13 protein-coding genes are annotated in these 17,656 nt (G+C 51.4%); 6 read left to right on the plus strand and 7 right to left on the minus strand.

The window, feature by feature from the left end; translation table 11 throughout:
- Positions 1-66 precede the first annotated feature (66 nt).
- The 4 genes from ppnN (at position 67) to xni (ending at position 5,624) form a co-directional block, all read left to right on the plus strand.
- The gene (gene ppnN, locus OGV98_RS01040; RefSeq protein ID WP_003034076.1) at positions 67-1,431 is read left to right on the plus strand and encodes a nucleotide 5'-monophosphate nucleosidase PpnN; all 1,365 of its coding nucleotides are present in this window, start codon (positions 67-69) and stop codon (positions 1,429-1,431) included.
- A gap of 560 nt (positions 1,432-1,991) precedes the next feature.
- The gene (locus tag OGV98_RS01045) at positions 1,992-3,281 is read left to right on the plus strand and encodes an HAAAP family serine/threonine permease (RefSeq protein WP_003034073.1); all 1,290 of its coding nucleotides are present in this window, start codon (positions 1,992-1,994) and stop codon (positions 3,279-3,281) included.
- A gap of 53 nt (positions 3,282-3,334) precedes the next feature.
- Positions 3,335-4,702, plus strand: a complete 1,368-nt coding sequence (locus OGV98_RS01050) for an L-serine ammonia-lyase (RefSeq protein ID WP_003840371.1) — start codon at positions 3,335-3,337, stop codon at positions 4,700-4,702.
- Positions 4,703-4,868: 166 nt separating this feature from the next.
- On the plus strand, positions 4,869-5,624 hold the full coding sequence (xni, locus tag OGV98_RS01055) for a flap endonuclease Xni (RefSeq protein ID WP_202581021.1): 756 nt from the start codon (positions 4,869-4,871) through the stop codon (positions 5,622-5,624).
- 76 nt (positions 5,625-5,700) lie between these two features.
- Here xni and fucO read toward each other — a convergent pair whose 3' ends face one another.
- The 7 genes from fucO to OGV98_RS01090 all read right to left on the minus strand — a co-directional run bounded on the left by fucO (position 5,701) and on the right by OGV98_RS01090 (position 13,875).
- Complete coding sequence (fucO, locus tag OGV98_RS01060; RefSeq protein ID WP_200011455.1) at positions 5,701-6,849, minus strand: lactaldehyde reductase; 1,149 nt, start codon at positions 6,847-6,849, stop codon at positions 5,701-5,703.
- Between the two features lie 27 nt (positions 6,850-6,876).
- The gene (gene fucA / locus OGV98_RS01065) at positions 6,877-7,524 is read right to left on the minus strand and encodes an L-fuculose-phosphate aldolase (RefSeq protein WP_200018309.1); all 648 of its coding nucleotides are present in this window, start codon (positions 7,522-7,524) and stop codon (positions 6,877-6,879) included.
- Positions 7,525-7,665: 141 nt separating this feature from the next.
- Positions 7,666-8,664 carry a LacI family DNA-binding transcriptional regulator gene (locus OGV98_RS01070; RefSeq protein ID WP_003034060.1) on the minus strand — a complete coding sequence of 333 codons (999 nt, stop codon included), beginning with the start codon at positions 8,662-8,664 and terminating at the stop codon, positions 7,666-7,668.
- Between the two features lie 66 nt (positions 8,665-8,730).
- The gene (locus OGV98_RS01075) at positions 8,731-10,311 is read right to left on the minus strand and encodes an FGGY-family carbohydrate kinase (protein ID WP_046670355.1); all 1,581 of its coding nucleotides are present in this window, start codon (positions 10,309-10,311) and stop codon (positions 8,731-8,733) included.
- Positions 10,312-10,364: 53 nt separating this feature from the next.
- On the minus strand, positions 10,365-11,315 hold the full coding sequence (locus tag OGV98_RS01080) for an ABC transporter substrate-binding protein (protein ID WP_003034057.1): 951 nt from the start codon (positions 11,313-11,315) through the stop codon (positions 10,365-10,367).
- 73 nt (positions 11,316-11,388) lie between these two features.
- Entirely contained in the window at positions 11,389-12,372 is a 984-nt protein-coding gene (locus tag OGV98_RS01085) for an ABC transporter permease (protein WP_003034055.1), read from the minus strand.
- A 3-nt stretch (positions 12,373-12,375) separates the two neighbouring features.
- On the minus strand, positions 12,376-13,875 hold the full coding sequence (locus tag OGV98_RS01090) for a sugar ABC transporter ATP-binding protein (RefSeq protein ID WP_003034052.1): 1,500 nt from the start codon (positions 13,873-13,875) through the stop codon (positions 12,376-12,378).
- Between the two features lie 464 nt (positions 13,876-14,339).
- On the opposite strand from OGV98_RS01090, the gene fucI reads away from it, so the two are divergent.
- Both fucI and fucK read left to right on the plus strand, forming a co-directional pair.
- On the plus strand, positions 14,340-16,115 hold the full coding sequence (gene fucI / locus OGV98_RS01095; RefSeq protein WP_003034050.1) for an L-fucose isomerase: 1,776 nt from the start codon (positions 14,340-14,342) through the stop codon (positions 16,113-16,115).
- 122 nt (positions 16,116-16,237) lie between these two features.
- Complete coding sequence (gene fucK / locus OGV98_RS01100) at positions 16,238-17,656, plus strand: L-fuculokinase (protein WP_210943311.1); 1,419 nt, start codon at positions 16,238-16,240, stop codon at positions 17,654-17,656.

Here is a 17,656-nt window from a genome sequence, read left to right on the forward strand (position 1 = left end):
AAAGGTCATAAGCCAGGGCTATTGTAATCACAGGGAATGACGTGTTGCGTCCCATAAGGAGTTTACTTGATTACACATATTAGCCCGCTTGGCTCAATGGACATGTTGTCGCAGCTGGAAGTCGATATGCTTAAACGCACGGCCAGCAGCGACCTGTATCAACTGTTTCGTAACTGTTCGCTTGCCGTTCTGAACTCCGGCAGTTTGACCGACAACAGTAAAGAACTGCTGTCACGCTTTGAAAGTTTCGATATTAACGTACTGCGCCGCGAACGGGGCGTGAAGCTGGAACTGATCAACCCACCTGAAGATGCGTTTGTTGATGGACGCATTATTCGTGCGCTACAGGCTAACCTGTTTGCCGTGCTGCGCGACATTCTGTTCGTCAATGGCCAGATCCATAACGCCGGTCGTTTTCAGCATCTGGATCTCGAAAGCTCGGTCCATATCACCAACCTCGTATTCTCGATCCTGCGTAATGCCCGGGCGCTGCACGTCGGTGAAGCGCCGAACATGGTCGTCTGTTGGGGCGGTCACTCAATCAACGAAAATGAGTACCTGTACGCTCGTCGCGTCGGCACCCAGTTGGGCCTGCGCGAACTGAACATCTGTACCGGCTGCGGTCCAGGAGCGATGGAAGCGCCAATGAAAGGCGCTGCGGTAGGCCACGCCCAGCAGCGATACAAAGACAGCCGCTTTATTGGCATGACCGAACCGTCAATCATCGCCGCTGAACCGCCTAACCCGCTGGTAAACGAACTGATCATCATGCCGGACATTGAAAAACGTCTGGAAGCGTTCGTGCGTATCGCCCACGGTATTATCATCTTCCCGGGTGGCGTAGGGACAGCAGAAGAGCTGCTGTATCTGCTGGGGATCCTTATGAATCCGGCCAACAAAGATCAGGTTCTACCACTGATCCTGACCGGACCAAAAGAGAGTGCGGATTACTTCCGCGTGCTGGACGAATTTATCGTGCACACGCTGGGGGAAGATGCGCGTCGCCACTATCGCATTATCATTGACGATGCAGCGGAAGTGGCGCGTCTGATGAAAAAAGCGATGCCGCTGGTGAAAGAAAACCGTCGCGACACAGGTGATGCTTACAGCTTTAACTGGTCGATTCGTATCGCGCCCGATCTGCAGATGCCGTTCGAACCGTCCCATGAAAACATGGCCAACCTGAAGCTGTACCCGGATCAACCCGTTGAAGTACTGGCGGCCGATCTACGTCGCGCATTCTCCGGTATTGTGGCTGGTAACGTGAAGGAAGTCGGCATCCGCGCTATTGAAGAGTTTGGCCCATACAAAATCCACGGTGACCGCGAAATGATGCGCCGTATGGACGATCTCCTGCAGGGCTTTGTTGCACAACATCGTATGAAGTTACCGGGCACTGCGTATATCCCTTGTTACGAGATCTGCGCCTAACCTTCTACACCCGCTAGCAGCACTATAGCGATGACAGTTTTGTCCATATCAAAGCCGGGTTTGGCGCATTTGCCTCCCGGCTTTTTTTAGTGATACCAGTCACATAGCTCTGACAATCACATAAATACCAGTGATGATTCATTAAAAACAGCGTGCCACGCAAACGATTACCTTGAAAAACCAACCGTGATTTATCTTAGTAAATTATTATTAGTCGCCGAAATCATCTAAAAACAACAGTTTTTACAGCTGAACACGCCTATCTTCGCGCCTTCGCTTTCATGAGATATGTCGTTAATGTTAGCCTTCGCGCCCGTAAATTCGCTTTGACTATTTTTTAACAGATTAATGGCCCAAATTTATCCACATAAAAGGTGGATTATTGCATTTGGGATCCCGATCACTGATACATTCATTACTAAAATGTATCTTTCCGCCCGAAAATTATTACGGCGAAAAATTATATAAAAATCGCTCAACGAATTTCGATTTACAGCCGGGTACTTTCTCATTGGATTGACCTCAAACCCGGCTTTTTAAGCTTCCTCCAGGAGAAATAGATGGAAAACACTCAAACCAGCACTATCGTTACGGGCCAGACCCGCAGCGCATGGCGCAAGACAGACACCATGTGGATGCTGGGCCTTTACGGCACGGCGATTGGCGCGGGTGTATTGTTCCTGCCGATCAACGCAGGCGTAGGCGGTATGATCCCGCTGATCATCATGGCGATCCTTGCCTTCCCAATGACCTTCTTTGCACACCGCGGTCTGACTCGCTTTGTGCTGTCCGGTAAAAATCCGGGTGAAGACATCACCGAAGTTGTAGAAGAACACTTCGGCGTTGGCGCAGGTAAACTGATTACCCTGCTCTACTTCTTCGCTATCTACCCGATTCTGTTGGTTTACAGCGTAGCAATCACCAATACCGTTGAAAGCTTCCTGACCCATCAGCTAGCGATTACTCCTCCGCCGCGTGCAATCCTGTCTCTGATCCTGATTGTCGGCATGATGACCATCGTGCGCTTCGGTGAGCAGATGATCGTTAAGGCGATGAGCATCCTGGTATTCCCGTTCGTTGCGGCTCTGATGCTGCTGGCGCTGTATCTGATCCCTCAGTGGAGCGGTGCGATTCTGGAAACCATGTCTTTTGACTCTGCGGCAACCACCGGGAACGGCCTGCTGTTGACCCTGTGGCTGGCGATTCCGGTAATGGTGTTCTCCTTCAACCACTCCCCGATCATCTCCTCCTTCGCCGTGGCGAAGCGTGAAGAGTACGGTGATGAAGCTGAGAAGAAATGCTCCAAGATTCTGGCATTCGCTCACATCATGATGGTACTGACCGTTATGTTCTTCGTCTTCAGCTGTGTATTCAGCCTGACTCCGGCGGACCTGGCAGCAGCAAAAGAGCAGAACATCTCGATTCTGTCTTACCTGGCGAACCACTTTAACGCGCCGATTATTGCCTGGATGGCACCGATCATCGCGATTATCGCTATCACCAAATCCTTCCTCGGCCACTACCTGGGCGCACGTGAAGGCTTCAACGGGATGGTGATTAAGTCTCTGCGCGGCAAAGGCAAATCCATCGAAATCAACAAACTGAACAAAATCACTGCACTGTTCATGCTGGTAACCACCTGGATTGTGGCGACGCTGAACCCGAGCATCCTCGGTATGATTGAGACCCTGGGTGGCCCAATCATCGCGATGATTCTGTTCCTGATGCCGATGTATGCCATCCAGAAAGTTCCGGCAATGCGTAAGTACAGCGGCCATATCAGCAACGTCTTCGTTGTGATTATGGGCCTGATCGCTATCTCCGCTATTTTCTACTCTCTGTTCAGTTAATTCCCCTGCGCCGCTCTTCGGGGCGGCGCATCTCGATACACAATGGACGCCTCATGATTAGCGTATTCGATATTTTCAAAATCGGCATTGGCCCTTCCAGCTCCCACACTGTTGGCCCGATGAAAGCAGGCAAACAATTCACGGATGACCTGATTGCACGCGGAATTCTCACTGACGTAACCCGCGTAGTGGTTGATGTCTATGGCTCTTTATCTCTGACGGGAAAAGGTCACCATACCGACATCGCGATTATTATGGGCCTGGCGGGTAATCTGCCGGATACCGTAGACATTGATGCCATCCCTTCATTTATCCAGGATGTGAATACTCATGGGCGTTTGCTGCTGGCAGGCGGTCAACATGAGGTCGAGTTCCCGGTCGACAAGTGCATGAATTTCCATGCGGACAATCTGTCCCTGCACGAAAACGGAATGCGTATTACCGCACTGGCAGGCGAAAAAGCCATTTACAGCCAGACTTACTATTCCATTGGCGGTGGTTTCATCGTTGATGAAGAACATTTTGGTTTACCGAATAACTCTCCGGTAAACGTGCCGTATCCGTATAAATCCGCAGCTGATTTGCAACGTCATTGCCAGGAAACCGGCCTGTCACTTTCCGGTCTGATGATGCAAAACGAACTGGCGCTGCACAGCAAAGAAGAGCTGGAACAGCACTTTGCTAACGTCTGGGAAGTGATGCGTAGCGGGATTGAGCGCGGCATCACCACCGAAGGTGTATTGCCGGGCAAACTGCGCGTTCCGCGTCGTGCTGCTGCGCTGCGTCGCATGCTGGTCAGCAGCGACAAAACCACCACTGACCCGATGGCGGTTGTTGACTGGATCAACATGTTCGCGCTAGCCGTGAACGAAGAAAACGCAGCAGGTGGACGTGTAGTTACCGCGCCAACCAACGGTGCATGCGGGATTGTTCCTGCCGTACTGGCGTATTACGACAAGTTTATCCGTGAAGTGAACGCTAACTCGCTGGCACGCTACATGCTGGTCGCGAGCGCCATTGGTTCACTGTATAAGATGAACGCCTCTATCTCTGGTGCCGAAGTCGGCTGTCAGGGTGAAGTTGGCGTGGCCTGCTCCATGGCAGCGGCTGGTCTGGCTGAACTGCTGGGTGGTAGTCCAATGCAGGTGTGCATCGCGGCGGAAATCGGTATGGAACATAACCTGGGTCTGACCTGCGATCCAGTTGCCGGCCAGGTACAGGTACCGTGCATTGAGCGTAACGCGATTGCGTCCGTGAAAGCGGTTAACGCCGCACGTATGGCGCTGCGCCGTACCAGTGAGCCACGCGTGTGCCTCGATAAAGTTATCGAGACCATGTACGAAACCGGTAAAGACATGAATGCCAAATACCGCGAAACATCTCGCGGCGGTTTGGCAATGAAAATTGTCACCTGCGATTAAGTCCCACTCCATTGCCGGATGGCGCAAGCTTATCCGGCCTACAGTGCCGTATTCATTTGTAGGCCGGATAAGGCTTCAGCCGCCATCCGGCAAAATGTTGTATCAGATCTTCGCCTCCACTCGCCGTGAATGTTACCCTACAGACTGATTTGTTAGGGAGAACACCGTGGCCGTCCATCTGCTCATTGTCGATGCACTGAATCTTATCCGCCGAATTCACGCCGTACAGGGCTCACCCTGCGTGGAGACGTGCCAGCACGCGCTCGATCAGTTGATTGTGCACAGTCAGCCCACACACGCCGTGGCGGTATTTGATGACGAAGCGCGCAACAGCGGCTGGCGTCACCAACGCTTACCTGACTACAAAGCCGGTCGCCCGCCAATGCCTGACGATTTACACAAGGAAATGCCCGCCTTACGCGCCGCTTTTGAACAGCGCGGTGTCTGCTGCTGGGAATCCAGCGGGAATGAAGCCGATGATTTAGCCGCAACTCTGGCGGTGAAAGTTAGCCAGGCCGGACATCAGGCAACCATCGTCTCAACCGATAAAGGCTATTGTCAGCTACTCTCCCCAACACTGCGTATTCGCGATTATTTCCAGAAACGCTGGCTGGATGCGCCGTTTATCGAGAAAGAGTTCGGCGTACTGCCGCAACAGTTGCCTGATTACTGGGGACTGGCAGGGATCAGCAGTTCTAAGATACCTGGGGTTGCCGGTATTGGTCCTAAAAGCGCCACACAATTGTTGACGCAGTTTCCAACGCTGGAAGCACTGTATGAACATCTGGATGACGTACCGGAGAAATGGCGCAAGAAACTCGAAGAACATCGGGAGATGGCGTTTTTGTGCCGCGATATCGCGCGGCTGCAAACGGAGTTACATATCGACGGAAACCTACAGCAGCTACGGCTGGCACGGTAGTCTTATTTTCGGATGGCGTTGCGTTTATCCGGCCTACTTAACGTATAACCCTGTAGGCCAGATAAACGCCAGGTGATTACCAGGCAGTATGGTACAGTTCGACGATATCCCCAAGGCTCGCTTCACGCGGATTCCCCCCGGTACATACATCGTCTAATGCCGCCTGCGCCAGCGCAGGAATATCCTCTTTACGTACGCCAACATCGCGTAAGTGCAGGGGGATCCCTACATCGCGGTTAAGGGCGAAGACGGCATCCACTGCTGCTTTACGTGCTTGCGCCAATGTCAGCCCTTCAACCTTAACCCCCATTACCCGGGCGATATCGCGGAATTTTTCCCCAGTGAATTCGGCGTTATAGTGCATCACGTGCGGCAGCAAAATAGCATTCGCTACGCCATGCGGCGTGTTATAAAACGCGCCTAACGGGTGTGCCATGCCATGCACTAATCCCAGACCTACGTTGGAAAAGCCCATCCCGGCTACGTATTGGCCCAGCGCCATCGATTCACCCGCCTGGCTTTCGCCCGCAACCGAACCGCGTAATGCCCCGGCAATAATTTCAATGGCTTTGATGTGCAGCGCATCGGTCAATGCCCACGCCGCCCGCGTGATGTACCCTTCAATGGCATGCGTCAGTGCATCCACTCCGGTAGCGGCTTTTAACGCAGCAGGCATGCCGTCCATCATGTCAGCATCGATGAACGCCACCTGCGGGATGTCATGTGGATCAACACAAACAAACTTGCGCCGATTTTCTTCGTCGGTGATCACGTAGTTAATGGTCACTTCCGCCGCCGTTCCCGCGGTGGTTGGGATAGCCATAACCGGCACACTTGGGTTGCGTGTCGGCGATAACCCTTCAAGGCTGCGTACATCAGCAAACTCAGGATTATTATTGATAATGCCAATCGCCTTACAGGTATCCTGCGGGGAGCCTCCGCCGATTGCTATCAGATAGTCTGCGCCGCTTTGCTGAAAGACACTCAATCCTTCCTGCACTACCGCAATGGTTGGATTAGGAATAACGCCTGAATAGATTTCCCATGCCAGACCTGCAGCATCCATTCGGGAAGTCACTTTCTCAACAACGCCGCACTGCACCAGATTTTTATCAGTCACAATCAACGCCTTGCGATAACCGCGACGAATAACTTCATCGGTTAATGCGCCAACAGCCCCCCGGCCAAACCATGCCGTTTCATTCAGAATCATTCTGTTCGCCATTGTATTTCTCCTTTTCGCTATGCGAAATTACTCTTCAATGCGTAATCCGTAAGATTTGAATTTCTCCAGCACAATAGCGATCTCCTCGTCATTCAGCACCGGCACCGGGTCAACAATCGCCAGCGTGCTCAGGTACAGACGGGCCAGAACTTCCACTTCATGCGCCAACCACAGTGCTTTTTCCAAATTCGCTTCGCAAGCAATCAACCCATGGTGCTGTAAAAGCGTTGCCTTACGGTTTTTCAGGGCGACGCTCACATGCTCTGACAGCTCTCGTGTACCAAACGTCGCATAAGGCGCACACGGAATAGAGTTCCCCCCCGCCGCTGCAATCATGTAGTGAATTGCCGGGATAGGGCGATTAAGAATTGAAATGGCCGTGCAGTGTACGGCATGGTTATGGACAACCGCATTGGCATCCGGACGCGTCTGGTATGCCGCCAGGTGAAAACGCCATTCACTGGAGGGTAATTGTCCTTTATCATATTTCCCGTCGTTATCTACATACACGATCATGTTTTCAGTAAGTCTTTCGTAAGGAATACCGCTGGGCGTGATCAGCATCCCGTTTTCATAACGCGCACTCACATTTCCCGCCGTCCCCTGATTCAATCCAAGGCTGGTCATTTCCAGACAGGTTTCAATGATTTCTCGCGACAAACGCATTCTTTCCATAATGATTCTCCGGGTACAGTTTCCCCTCGTCTTTATTGCGAAAAATGCAGCCGCAGAATAAGACGGGTCAGGTTTTAGGTACAGGCAGCCACTGAACGTATTTATTCAGATTCAGTTGGCCGATTTATTTATAGCGACATATTAAGGTTGTCTTACGCGCTTAATAAGTTTCATCTCAACTTTTACAGTTTCTTTAATTGGGTGATCATCAATAGCACTCATCATCATATCGAATGCTTTTTCCGCCCAGACATTTTCATCCTGTTGCATTGACCAGACATTATTGGCGAGGAATCCCAGCATTGGGTGTTCATCGAATGTCCCAATATTAATTTCCGGTGGAATTGTGCCTAAACGATTACGAATAGCGTTAATGGCCCCCTCCAGTACCGGTAATGATGAGGCGATAAACGCCTGCGGACAGCCCTGTTCGCCGATCAACTCATCCATCAGTCGATAACCACCTTCAGGTGTGTTGTCCGGACCTTCGCGCACCCAATCTCTATGTGAAATGCCATTATTGTTCAATGCATTAAGATAACCTTGCAAACGATCACCAATGCTGGGTAATCCAGTATCCCCCACTAAAAACCAGATTGGCGACTTTCCAGCGTCAAACAGACTCTGCGTCAATTTCTCGCCGCCCAAGATGTTATGACTTTCTACCAGTGCGTTATCGGTATACTTAAAATCACGGTCAAGTAACACCATCGGTTTTCTGACCTGACGTAAATGGTGTTGCTGATTCTCTAACGTTGAGGGAACAATAAAAAGGCCATCGACATTACGGGCGATTAACGCTTTGGTCAGTTTATTTTCGTAATCAACATCGTCATAGGTACAGCTAATCGTTAACTGATAACCTGAACGACGACAGCGTTGCTCAAGTTTTTCTGCGAGTGTGGCAAAAAAGACGTTGGAAATATTGGGTACAATCAATCCCAAAGTATCCGTTTTATTTAATTTCAGGCTACGTGCTGAATGGTTAATGACGTAACCATAGCGCTCGACATATTCATTAATACGCGTTTGGGTTTTGACACTGATTCGATATTGCTCTGCTTTCCCGTTCAGCACCAGTCGTACGGTCGTAACCGATAAATTCAGATCGCTGGCTATCTGTTCTACTGTTTTAGCCATCTATATGCCCCAGTCCACATCCAAAAACGTCAATCTACAATCATAAAAGTATTTTAAACTTTTGTCTTACTGCATAAGTTGGTTAATCGCCTGCTGCTGATCCCACAGCATCAGATAAGCCTGGTATTTGCGATCATAGAAGTTCCGCCGCGCCGGGTTCGCCTTAATCACCTCGCCCGATCGAACCATCGCCCGGCATGCGGACGGTATAGTTGCCCACGCGCCGCATGCTACCGCGCCAGTGATAGCCGCACCTAACGTCACCGCATCCTCTTCCTGCATAAGATGAATATCGCATCCGGTAGCATCGGCATATTCTCTCATCCACAGTGGGTTATGCGTTGCGCCGCCGCACAGCGTCAGTCGGGAAATGGTGTGACCGTTTTCACGCATCACTTCCATAATATGCCGCGTACCGCAGGCGATCGCCTGTAATGTCGCCAGGTACAGGCGAGCTACCTGCATCTCACCTCGTTCCAGCGTCAAACCACAGATGCTGCCTCGAGCATCGGGCCGTGCGCGCGGCGAACGATTACCGTGGTGATCGGCAAGCACATGCAGATAACGACCAGGCTCAGACTCCTGCTCCTCAAGTGCGGCAACCCATTCATTAACTAAAACAATGGGATGGCAGCCCCGGGCCTCAGCTTTGTGAAACAGCTCAGCACTGGCTCCTGATTCCTGAAGCGTCCAGTCGACTAACGCCCCAGCAGCACTCTGCCCCCCTTCCGTCAGCCAGTAGCCTGGCAGCATGGCTGACCAATAAGGCCCCCAAACACCTGGCGTATGAATTTCCTGCTCGCTGCACAGCATATGGCAATTTGACGTTCCGCTAATCAGCGCCAACGTCCCCTCAGGCTCAACCCCGGCAAGCGCAACTCCGCCAGCATGGGCATCAATCATACCGCTGGCGACGACCACTGCAGTCGTCAGCCCCAGCGCCTGGGCCGAATCGCTGCTAAGCGTTCCAACGCCAGCGCCTGGCGGAAGAATACGCGACGGGATTTTGCCCAACAAATCCGTTAATCCAACGGCGTCGAGCAGGGAGTGGCTGAAGCGTTGTTCATGTGCCAGATAGTTCCATTTACAGGTCAGCGTGCACAGTCCTGCAACATCATTAGCGGTAGCTTTAGAGACCAGAAAGTCCGCCAGATCGTAGAAGCGATGTGCGCTCTCCCAGGTGGCTGGAAAATGTTTTTTCAGCCATAGCACTTTGGGAAGCTCCATTTCGACGCTGACTTCACCGCCAACGTAGCGTAGAGACGGATCCTGCGTGGCGTTAATACGCTGCGTCTCCTGCGACGCACGATGATCCATCCACATGATGATGTTATGGTCTGACGGTTCGCCTGGTGAAACCGCCAGGCCCCGCCCCTGTTCATCCAGTACCACCAATGAACAGGTGGCATCAAATCCCAATGAGCGAATATCCTCAATACAAACCCCGGATGACGACACCGCCTCCTTCACTGCCTGGCAAACCTGCTGCCAGATTTCTGCAGATGACTGCTCAACCCGCTCAGGACCGGGTCGAAACTGCGAGATGGGGCGTGTCGCAAAAGCCAGCCGTGTGCCACTGGCATCAAAGACACCAGCCCTGACGCTGGCGGAACCGACATCCACACCGAGGAAATATCCACTGCCCATAGTAACTCCCTGACGCTGGCTAATGATGGGGCGAGTACCTCGCCCCAACGGTCTTATTTTTTACCAAATGGGTGTAACAATTTGTCAATTTCCGGGGTATCAATGTTCTTCGCACTGACAAATTTCACCGGAATATCAATCTCTTTCGGTACAGACTGACCCGATACCGCTGCATTCAGCGTCTTGATACCCTGGTAGCCAATCTGATAAGCGTCCTGCACCACAAATCCCTGAATCACTCCGGACTTCAGGAAGGCAATAATTGCCTCTGTGCTATCAAAACCAATCACTTTCACTTTGCCTTTCAGGTTCTGACTATCAATAGCGTTTGCTACGCCCAGCGTTGAACCTTCATTCGTGCCATAAATCCCTGCAATATCAGGATTGGCCTGGATCATATCGATGGTTTTATCCATCGCTTTTTGCGGATCGCCATCGCTGTACTGGACCGGTAGCACCTGAATATCCGGATATTTCTCCTTCATACGGGCAATAAACCCTTCCGAACGTTCAATCGCAGAAGAGGTCCCTGCTACGTGCGCAATAATGCCCACTTTCCCTTTACTGCCCACTTCCGCTGCCAGCGCGTCTGCGGCTTCTGCACCGGCTTTACGGTTATTCGTGGCGACAAAGCTCACCGGAATATCGGAATTCACGCCGGAGTCAAACGTCACAACTTTAATACCGCGTGAATTTGCGGTCTCAACTAATGGCGCAAGCGCATTGGCATCTAACGCGGCCAGTAATAGCCCATTAGGTTTTTGCGCCATCGCGTTTTCAACCAACTGAATCTGCTCAGCAATTTGAGTTTCATCCGCCGGGCCAACATAGCTGGTTTTATCGCCCAACTCTTTTGCTGCCGCTTCCGTCCCCATTTTCACGGTTTGCCAGAATTCATGCTGGAAACCTTTACTGACCACCGGAAGGTTCATATCTTTAGCCAATACGCTGGATGTCATACAGGCCAACAGGGATAACGCATAGACAAAATTCCTGGTTCTCATTGTTTTACTCCGTTCTGAGTGAGTCACCCTAAACGTCAGGGTTATGATGCCCCGTGACTTCCGGGAGCGTAAATCAACGAATTTTTTTGCGTAATGTATCGAGATAAACCGCGGCAATGACCACCACGCCCATGGCAACCATTTGCCAGAACTGGGAAACGCCCATCAGGTTCAGACCATTCTTCAGCACGCTCATAATGAATGCGCCGATGATCGTGCCGCCGATGGTGCCAATTCCGCCCATCAGGCTCGTACCGCCAATAACAACCGCCGCGATGGCTTCCAGCTCATACCCCACGCCGACCGTTGGTTGTCCTGAGTTCAAACGAGAAGCCAGAATCACCCCGGCAATCCCAGTCAGCAGACCACAAAAGGCGTAGACGAAAATTTTGACGCGCTGAACTTTAATACCGGAAAGATGTGCGGCTACCTCATTGCTACCCACGGCGTAAACATAGCGACCAATCACCGTTTTCTTCAGGATGTAGGCGGCAATTAACGCCACCACCACCAGGTAAAAAACGGGATATGGCAGCACATCGAACAAACGTCCCTGGGCCAGCATTTTGAAGGTGGGGTAATCAGCGAAATAAATCGCACGACCATCGGTCATCACCATATTGATGCCTCTGACTGACATCATCAGGCCCAGCGTGGCGATAAAAGGCGGGATAGTCATTTTGGTAACCAGCAGGCCGTTGATATAGCCGCATAATCCCCCGGCCAGCACCCCCGCCAGAATACATACGGGCAGAGGCAATCCCAGCGTGGCGCTGATGCCTACCGCAACACCAGAAAAGGCCACTACCGAGCCAAGAGAAAGATCGATTCCTGAAGTGATAATGACAAAGGTAACGCCAATTGCCATGATGCCAATCACTGACGTTTGCAAGGCAATTGTCATGATGTTTTCAGTGTTAAAGAAAAATGGCGAACCAAAACTAAAAAATATTACTAAAATAATCAGACTCAAAAGCGGCGCAAGGCGCATTAAAAGTTCTTTGTTAATTTTTATTTTCTTATTATTGCTGTCTGAAGAGGTTACAGAGATAGTCATAAATTAGTCCTCTAACGTCGCGTATTGCATGATTTTTTCTTGTGTGGCGTCATCAGAAGCTAACTCCCCGGTAATACGTCCATTACGCATAACCAAAATGCGATCGCACATACCCAGCACTTCCGGTAATTCAGAGGAAATCATGATAATTGACTTCCCTTTTGCCACCAGTCGATTCATTAATTCATAAATTTCAAGTTTGGCCCCCACATCAATACCGCGAGTGGGTTCGTCAAAGATGAGAATATCGGTATCTTTACATACCCATCTGGCAATAATAATTTTCTGCTGATTACCGCCACTTAAATTCAGTGCAGCCTGCTCTAAATGTGGTGTTTTAATCCGTAGAGCTTTAACCTGTTCCTCGCTGGTTTTCTGACAACGTTTGCTGTCCACATTGCCATAGCGGTCAGAATATTCAGGATAATTGCCCAACATAATATTACGCTCAACGGACAGTCCTAATGCCAGCCCCTCTTTTTTTCTGTCCTCGGTTAAATAGCTGATACCCTGTTGGATAGCATCAGGAATATCTTTAATTACCGTCACTTTTCCGTTTAGCTTGAGGGTTCCGCCATCAATGGGATCCGCGCCAAAAATCGCCCGCGCCAGCTCGGTACGCCCTGCGCCCATCAGACCGGCAAAGCCCAATATTTCGCCCTGATACAGGGTGAAATCAATGTTGTTCAGTACACCATTGCGAGTCAGACCGCTGACTTCCAACACCGGCTTACGTTGAGCCAAAGGTCCACGGCGAGGATAGATATTGCCGAGGTCCCGCCCAACCATCATGGCAATCAGGTCGCTAATTTTAACCGCATCATAATCTACAGTGGCAATAAACTGACCATCACGCATCACCGTAGCGCGATCGGCTATCAGCGCCAGTTCTTCCAGTCTGTGTGAGATATAAACAATGCCCGTTCCCTGTTCTTTCAGCAAACGGGTCACCTGAAATAAGCTGTCGATTTCCGTTTCCGTCAGTGCCGCCGTCGGTTCATCCATAATAAGGATCTTAGCATTCACCGATATCGCTTTAGCAATCTCAACCATTTGTTGTTGCGCGACGGTCAGATCGGCCACCAGCGTTTCTGGGGAGATATTCAGGTTTAATTTTTGCAAAATATCGATAGCAGCCTGTCGCTGTTGTTTTTCATCCAGACGCCAGCGGTTATTTTTGCAAAACTCCCTGCCAATAAAAATATTTTCTTCTACCGTGAGTTCAGGGAAAAGATTAAATTCCTGGTGAATAATCGTGATACCTGCGCTTTGTGCGCTCAACGGGTTCGCAAAAGAAACAGATTGCCCTTCAAAAATAATATCTCCTTCATCAGGCTGATAAACACCGGATAAAATCTTCATTAACGTAGACTTTCCTGCGCCATTCTCACCCAGCAGCGCATGAACCTCGCCTTTGCGTAAAGCAAAATCCACATTACTCAACGCTAATACGCCGGGAAAACGTTTCGTAATATGACTCATCTGTAAAAATGTTTCAGACATTGCTGCTTTCCTCAATATACAGAAACTGCAATCAGTGAATCAGGCGAAAAAAGGTTGCCAGGAAGCCATCGTCACCGTTAATGCGAATGCTACTTATACGTTCATATGCGTTTTATCAATCATGCTAACTCGAGTTAGCGAAGTGCCTTTTAAAGCTATTTTAGCTACTCAAATTAGCCAAATCATTTGGTTTAAATCTGTGACGCTGAACAAACAATTTATTGCAAATACTTAATTTAAAAGAATTTATACAAAAATATGCGTTCTAGTTTATTTGACACAGATCGAATTTTAACCACTTCTCGTGAAGCCTCTCACAGTTCCACAACAAAAAAGTTGTGCAAAAAACTCTCTAATACCTAAGCTAACTCGAGTTAGCAAAAATGAGTTATTCAGCCAACTGCGACGGTGGTGTTCAACATCCGCTTTTGCAGCACGGCATAAAGTGAGATGAGGAACCTCGAATGAAAAAAAATAGCTTACCGAAAATTGGCATTCGTCCGGTGATTGATGGGCGCCGTATGGGTGTTCGTGAATCGCTCGAAGAGCAAACCATGAATATGGCTAAAGCCACCGCTGCGCTGATCGCTGAGAAACTTCGTCACGCCTGCGGCGCGCAAATTGAATGTGTCATTGCCGACACCTGTATCGCCGGGATGGCGGAATCTGCCGCCTGCGAAGAAAAATTCAGCAGCCTGAATGTGGGCGTGACCATCACAGTGACCCCATGCTGGTGCTACGGTAGCGAAACCATCGACATGGATCCAATGCGGCCGAAAGCTATCTGGGGTTTCAACGGTACAGAACGTCCGGGGGCCGTTTATCTGGCCGCCGCGCTGGCTGCGCATAATCAAAAAGGACTTCCTGCCTTCTCTATTTACGGCCATGATGTACAGGACGCCGGCGACACCACGATCCCTGCCGATGTGGAAGAAAAATTGCTGCGCTTTGCCCGCGCGGGCTTAGCCGTCGCCGGTATGAAAGGCAAAACCTACCTGTCCGTAGGCGGCGTTTCAATGGGTATTGCCGGCTCTATTGTCGATCATAACTTCTTTGAATCCTGGCTGGGAATGAAAGTTCAACCCGTTGATATGACCGAACTGCGTCGTCGCATCGACCAAAAAATCTATGACGAAGCTGAGCTGGAAATGGCGCTGGCATGGGCGGACAAAAACTTCCGCTACGGCGAGGATCAGAACGCGCAGCAATATAAGCGCAATGCAGAACAGAGCCGTGCGGTGCTGAAAGAGAGTCTGCTAATGGCCATGTGCATTCGCGACATGATGCAGGGTAACCAGAAGCTGGCCGACAAAGGTCGGGTTGAAGAGTCGCTGGGATACAACGCGATTGCCGCAGGCTTCCAGGGCCAGCGTCACTGGACCGATCAATATCCGAATGGTGATACCGCCGAAGCGCTGCTCAACAGCTCCTTTGACTGGAATGGCATACGCGAACCGTTCGTTGTCGCCACCGAAAACGACAGCCTGAACGGCGTGGCGATGCTGTTCGGCCATCAACTCACCGGCACGGCGCAGGTCTTTGCCGATGTGCGCACCTACTGGTCGCCAGAAGCGGTGGAGCGTGTCACGGGTAAACCGCTGACCGGCCTTGCTGAGCACGGCATTATTCACCTGATTAACTCCGGCTCGGCAGCACTGGACGGCTCCTGCAAACAGCGCGACGACGCAGGGAAACCGACCATGAAACCGCACTGGGAAATCTCGCAAAAAGAGGTCGATGATTGCCTGGCGGCAACCGAATGGTGTCCGGCTATTCACGAATACTTCCGCGGCGGCGGCTACTCCTCTCGCTTCCTGACCGAGGGCGGCGTGCCGTTCACCATGACTCGCATCAACATCATCAAAGGCCTGGGGCCTGTACTGCAAATCGCCGAAGGCTGGAGCGTGGAATTACCGGAAGATATGCATGACCAGCTCGATGCACGCACTAACTCTACCTGGCCGACCACCTGGTTTGCCCCGCGCTTAACCGGTAAAGGCCCGTTCAGCGATGTCTATTCGGTTATGGCTAACTGGGGTGCAAACCACGGAGTGCTGACGATTGGTCACGTGGGCGCAGACTTTATCACTCTGGCCGCCATGCTGCGTATCCCGGTTTGCATGCACAACGTGGAAGACGAGAAAATTTACCGTCCTTCAGCCTGGGCAGCCCACGGAATGGATACGGAAGGCCAGGATTATCGCGCCTGCCAGAACTACGGTCCGCTGTATAAGCGTTAAACATCGAGCAATTGCCTGATGGTGGCCCTTACGCGTCTTATCAGGCCTACGAAGCGCACGGTTTTGTAGGCTGGATAAGGCGAAGCCGCCATCCGGCAATAGGTAATCTCCCAGGAGCAATTATGAAACAAGAGGTTATCCTGGTCCTCGACTGTGGCGCGACCAACGTGCGGGCCATAGCCGTTGACCGTCAGGGAAAAATTATCGCCCGCGCCTCTACGCCCAACGCCAGTGATATTGCCGCGGAGAACGGTATCTGGCATCAGTGGTCGCTGGAAGCCATTTTGCAACGCTTCGCCGGCTGCTGTCAGCGGCTCTCCACGCAACTGGCCAATTGCCGTATCTGCGGGATCGCCGTCACCACCTTCGGCGTAGACGGTGCGCTGGTCGATCAACACGGCAGGCAGTTATATCCGGTAATCAGTTGGAAGTGCCCACGCACCGCAGCAGTAATGGAAAATATCCATCGCTACATGTCACCGCAGCAGTTGCAGGAAATCTCCGGCGTCGGCGCGTTTAGCTTTAACACGCTGTATAAACTGGTGTGGCTGAAAGAAAACCATCCACAATTACTGGAACAGGCGCACGCCTGGCTGTTTATCTCATCGCTTATCAACCACCGTTTAACCGGCGAGTTCACCACAGATATCACCATGGCGGGCACCAGCCAGATGCTGAACATCCAGCAGCGCGATTTCAGTGATGACATTTTGCAGGCGACCGGCATACCGCGCCGACTGTTTCCACGCCTGGTGGAAGCGGGCGAACAGATTGGGGTACTGCAAAACGAGGCCGCCAGCCAGCTCGGGCTACCAGTGGGTATTCCTGTGATATCTGCCGGGCACGACACGCAGTTTGCGCTCTTTGGCGCAGGAGCTCAGCCAGACGAACCGGTGCTCTCTTCCGGTACATGGGAAATTCTGATGGTACGCAGCGCACAGGTGGACACCTCTCTGCTCAGCCATTATGCGGGTTCCACCTGTGAATTAGACAGTCAGGTCGGGCTGTATAATCCCGGCATGCAGTGGCTGGCTTCCGGCGTGCTTGAATGGGTGCGTAAGCTGTTTTGGACTGCCGAATCGCCCTGGGAGACGCTGATTGACGAAGCCCGGTCCATTCCTGCTGGCGCAGAAGGCGTCAAGATGCACTGCGACCTGCTGACCTCTCAGAATGCGGGTTGGCAAGGGGTTACGCTCAATACCACCCGCGGGCATTTTTATCGCGCCGCACTGGAAGGGCTGACAGAACAGTTGCAGCGGAATTTACACACGCTGGAAAAAATCGGTCATTTCCAGGCCACTGAATTGTTATTGGTTGGCGGGGGAAGCCGTAACGCATTGTGGAACCAGATTAAAGCTAATGTGCTTGGGATCCCTGTCAAAGTGCTGGATGACGCCGAAACCACCGTCGCAGGCGCCGCGATGTTTGCCTGGTCAGGCATTAGGGAATTTCCCTCACCGGAACAGGCCCGTGCACAGGTGCGCTACCAGTACCGTTACTTCTATCCGCAAACCGAATCCGAACTGACAGGAGTCGAGTAA

Origin of the sequence: Citrobacter sp. Cf136 (assembly GCF_030333815.1) — a bacterium.
GTDB lineage: Bacteria > Pseudomonadota > Gammaproteobacteria > Enterobacterales > Enterobacteriaceae > Citrobacter > Citrobacter freundii.